Here is a 3,984-nt window from a genome sequence, read left to right on the forward strand (position 1 = left end):
ATCTCGCTGCTGCCTCAGATGGATGGGTACCTGTGCGAATTAAAAGAGGCGCAGATTCGCGATGGGCTACACGTGTTTGGGCAGTGTCCCCAGGATCGGCAGCTACGAGATTTAATCGTGGCGATCGCCCGTCAGCCCGGACCCGGACGCCTCGGTTTGACCCGCGCGATCGCGCAGGATTGGAAATTAGAGTTTGATCCCCTAACGGCAGACTTGGCGGAGAATCTGGGAAATAACGAACGAAATTGGCGCACGATCGGGGATGCCGTGGAGGCGATCGAGCACCACGCTGCCCACCTGGTTGAATCCCTACTTGAGGCTGCTTCGCTGCCTCCGTCCTCTTCCCTCATCTGTCAGGAACTTACCTGGCTCCGCTCTACGCTCGTGCCCGCTCTCCAGCGCACGCCCGACGAACTCACCCATCTGCTGCGCGGTCTTGACGGTCGGTATGTTCCTAGCGGTCCATCGGGTGCGCCGACGCGGGGGCGTCCAGAGGTGCTGCCCACCGGACGCAACTTCTACTCGGCGGACATTCGCGCATTGCCAACTGAGACGGCGTGGGACGTAGGACGACGCGCCGCTGAAGCGCTGATCGATCGCCATACCCAAGAGCACGGCGAGTACCCCCAAACGCTGGGGCTGTCCGTCTGGGGCACCGCGACGATGCGGACAGGCGGCGATGACTTAGCCGAAGCGCTGGCGCTGCTGGGGGTACAGCCCGTGTGGGATGGGCTGGCGCGGCGAGTCGTCGATTTTGAGATTCTGCCGCTGTCGGTGCTGGGGCGTCCCAGAGTCGATGTGACACTGCGAATCTCTGGGTTCTTTCGGGATGCCTTTGCCAATCTGATCGATCTGTTCGACAGCGCGGTGCAAGCGATCGCGGCGCTGGATGAACCTGCCGATCAAAATCCTCTAGCGGCGCGGGTGCGGCAGGAAACGCAGGACTGGCAGGCAAAAGGACTGACTCCAGAGCAGGCCACGGCACGATCGAGCTATCGCATTTTTGGCTCCAAACCGGGTGCCTACGGTGCTGGGCTGCAAGGACTGATTGATGCGCAAAACTGGACCGAGGATGCTGACCTTGCCCGCGCCTACATCAACTGGAGCAGCTACGCCTACACGGGCGCGGGGACGGGTCACTCGGAGCCGGACGCCTTTGAGCAACGCCTCCGTCAGATGCAAATCGTCCTGCACAATCAGGACAACCGCGAACACGATCTGCTAGATTCCGACGACTACTACCAGTTCCAGGGCGGACTGACGGCAGCGGTTCGATCGCTCCAGGGACACAACCCGCACGTGTATTTTGGCGACCACTCCCGCCCAGAAAATCCTAAAGTTCGCCGCCTCCAAGAGGAAATTGCCCGCGTCTATCGCTCTCGCGTCGTCAATCCCAAGTGGATTGAGGGCGTGATGCGGCACGGCTACAAGGGCGCATTTGAGATGGCAGCAACGGTGGATTACCTCTTCGCCTACGATGCCACCGCTCACTGCGTCGAGGATCACATGTATGACGGAATTGCCCAAGCCTACCTGTTTGACCCAGCGGTGCAGGCGTTTGTGCAGCAGAAGAACCCCTGGGCGCTGCGCGACATGGCAGAACGCTTGCTGGAAGCGAACCAGCGGGGACTGTGGCAGACTGAGGCAGCCACGCTAGAGAGGCTGAGGACGATCGCCCTAGAGGCAGAAGGCACGATCGAGGCAACGAGTCTATGAACCACAATGACGAGCCGCTGATTTACTTAGAAACCGATCGCCTGCTCCTGCGCGAGTTCACGGCGGACGATGCCAACCTGCTGTTTGAGTTAGACAGCGACCCGGAGGTGATTCGCTACGCCGATGTGCCGTTCATCCTGGAGGGAAAACTGCCCGACTACGATCGCTACCCCAACCAGGTCCTTCCCCGGTTTCTGACCGCGTATCAGCAGTCAAATCATCAGTTTGGCTTTTGGGCAGCGATCGTCAAATCCACCCGTCAATTTATCGGCTGGTTTGAGTTCAATCCTGACCCGAAAGTGGGTGGCGATGTTGAACTGGGCTACCGCTTAAAGCGGGAAGCTTGGGGACACGGTTACGCCACCGAAGGCGCAAAAGCGCTGATTGCCAAAGGCTTTTTGGAGTTGCAGATTCCCAGAGTTGCCGCCGTTGCGCTAGAAGAAAACCGCGCCTCCACTCGCGTCATGAAAAAAGTTGGGCTGAAATTCGAGCGCGAAGAATTCTACGAACCGCTGGGGCGATCGCTGGTTCTGTACGGCCTGAACCGAGAAGACTTTCATTCTGCTTAACGCGATAGATTAGGGAGGCAGGGTTCTTGACCCTGCACGCCGTTTTGCAGCTCAAGGGACGTTCGATGGTCAACACGCTACAGCCCACGCATACCCATGCCTGGTCAAACTTAATGTTTCAGTCGGCGATCGAGTTTGCCTCCACGCCGCTGACCGTCCTTTCGGGCGCGATTCCCACGGGGCTACGCGGCTCCCTTTACCGCAACGGACCGGGAACCCTAGAGCGCGGCGGCGATCGCGTTGGGCACTGGTTCGATGGCGACGGCGGCATTTTGGGCATTCATTTTACTGATGCAGACGCAACAGGCGTCTATCGCTTTGTCCAGACGGCAGGCTACCAGGATGAGGAAAAAGCGGGAAAATTTCTCTACGGCGGCTACGGCATGCTGCCACCCGGTCCGCTGTGGGAGCGGTTTGGCAAAGAGCTGAAGAATGTCGCCAATACCTCGGTGCTGGCGCTACCGGATAAGCTGCTGGCGCTATGGGAAGGCGGATTGCCGTACGCCCTCAACTTGGACTCTCTGGAAACGATCGGGCTTGACGATCTCGGCAGCCTGAAGGGAGTGACTTACTCTGCCCATCCCAAGGTCGATCCGCAAACGGGCGACATCTTCAATTTCGGCGTTAGCCTCGGTGCCAGCGCTACACTCAACCTCTACCGCAGCGACGCGACGGGCGCGGTTCAGCAGCGTGGCAGCATTCCGCTCCAGGGTTTGCCGATCATTCACGATTGTGTTTTAGCCGGACGCTATCTGATCTTTTGCGTGCCGCCCGTTCGCATTAATGCGTTCCCGGTGCTGTTTCAGCTTAAGAGCTTCAGCCACTCGATGACGTGGCAGCCTGAGCAGGGAACGGAGATTTTGGTGATCGATCGCGCCACGCTCGAACTGGTGAGTCGCGCCCGCACGGAGCCGTGGTACCAGTGGCACTTTGGCAACGGCTACGAAACCGACGATGGCAGCGTTGTCCTCAGCGTGATGCGGTATGAGGATTTTCAGACGAACCAAAACCTGAGGGAAATTGCCACTGGACAAATTCAGACGCCTGCCAGAGCCACATTTTGGCACCTGCGGCTCGATCCGCAGACAGCGGAGGTGCTAGAAACCTATCGGCTGGTTGATCGCGCCTGCGAGTTTCCCGTCGTTTCTCCTGCTGAAGTCGGGCAGCCCTCACGCTACACCTACCTCAACATTCGACGGCAGGCATCGGCAAACGACGATCAGGAGCTATTTGGCGCCATCGCCCGCTTCGACCACGAAACTGGAACCTTGACGGAAGCCGATTTGGGCGCAAATCGCTATCCCAGTGAACCTATCTACGCACCTGATGCCAGTGATCCGGGACGCGGCTGGATTCTCACTGTGGTCTACGACGGAAACGCGCAGCGCAGCGAACTCTGGGTGTACGCGAGCGATCGACTCAATGAGGAACCCGTCTGCACGCTGGCGCTGCCTCAACCGATTCCGTTCAGCTTTCACGGCACCTGGAAGCCTGCTTAACAGCGCTAGGCAAACCACCCGTTTAGAAGATTCCAGCAAGACTAGCGGCTAAAAAGCCGGACGAAACTGCTTTTTGCCGTAAATCTAAACAGTCGAAGCAACGGACTGTTCTAGCTCAGGAGACTCAGAGGCGTGGGTGGACGCTCCAGCACCGAACAATTTTTGACGATTCTCCGCAACAGCATTGTTAGCGATCGCTT

The 3,984-nt window shown here is 58.7% G+C and carries 3 protein-coding genes; all 3 read left to right on the top strand.

Going from position 1 to position 3,984, the window contains the following annotated elements:
• Positions 1-1,716 (top strand): cobaltochelatase subunit CobN (gene cobN, locus H6F43_RS08565; protein WP_190342376.1); only part of this gene is annotated, 1,716 nt, incomplete at its 5' end.
• Positions 1,713-2,285 carry a GNAT family N-acetyltransferase gene (locus H6F43_RS08570; RefSeq protein ID WP_190342377.1) on the top strand — a complete coding sequence of 191 codons (573 nt, stop codon included), beginning with the start codon at positions 1,713-1,715 and terminating at the stop codon, positions 2,283-2,285. The genes cobN and H6F43_RS08570, both read left to right, overlap by 4 nt.
• 65 nt (positions 2,286-2,350) lie before the next feature.
• Entirely contained in the window at positions 2,351-3,784 is a 1,434-nt protein-coding gene (locus tag H6F43_RS08575) for a carotenoid oxygenase family protein (protein ID WP_190342378.1), read from the top strand.
• Positions 3,785-3,984 lie beyond the last annotated feature (200 nt).

The organism is Leptolyngbya sp. FACHB-36, from assembly GCF_014695955.1.
Classification (GTDB): Bacteria; Cyanobacteriota; Cyanobacteriia; order Leptolyngbyales; family Leptolyngbyaceae; genus FACHB-36.

Excerpts from the sequence above, each read along its gene's own strand:
- H6F43_RS08570 (WP_190342377.1), top strand. The coding sequence starts at position 1,713 with ATGAACCACAATGACGAGCCGCTGATTTACTTAGAAACCGATCGCCTG.
- H6F43_RS08575 (WP_190342378.1), top strand. The coding sequence starts at position 2,351 with ATGGTCAACACGCTACAGCCCACGCATACCCATGCCTGGTCAAACTTA.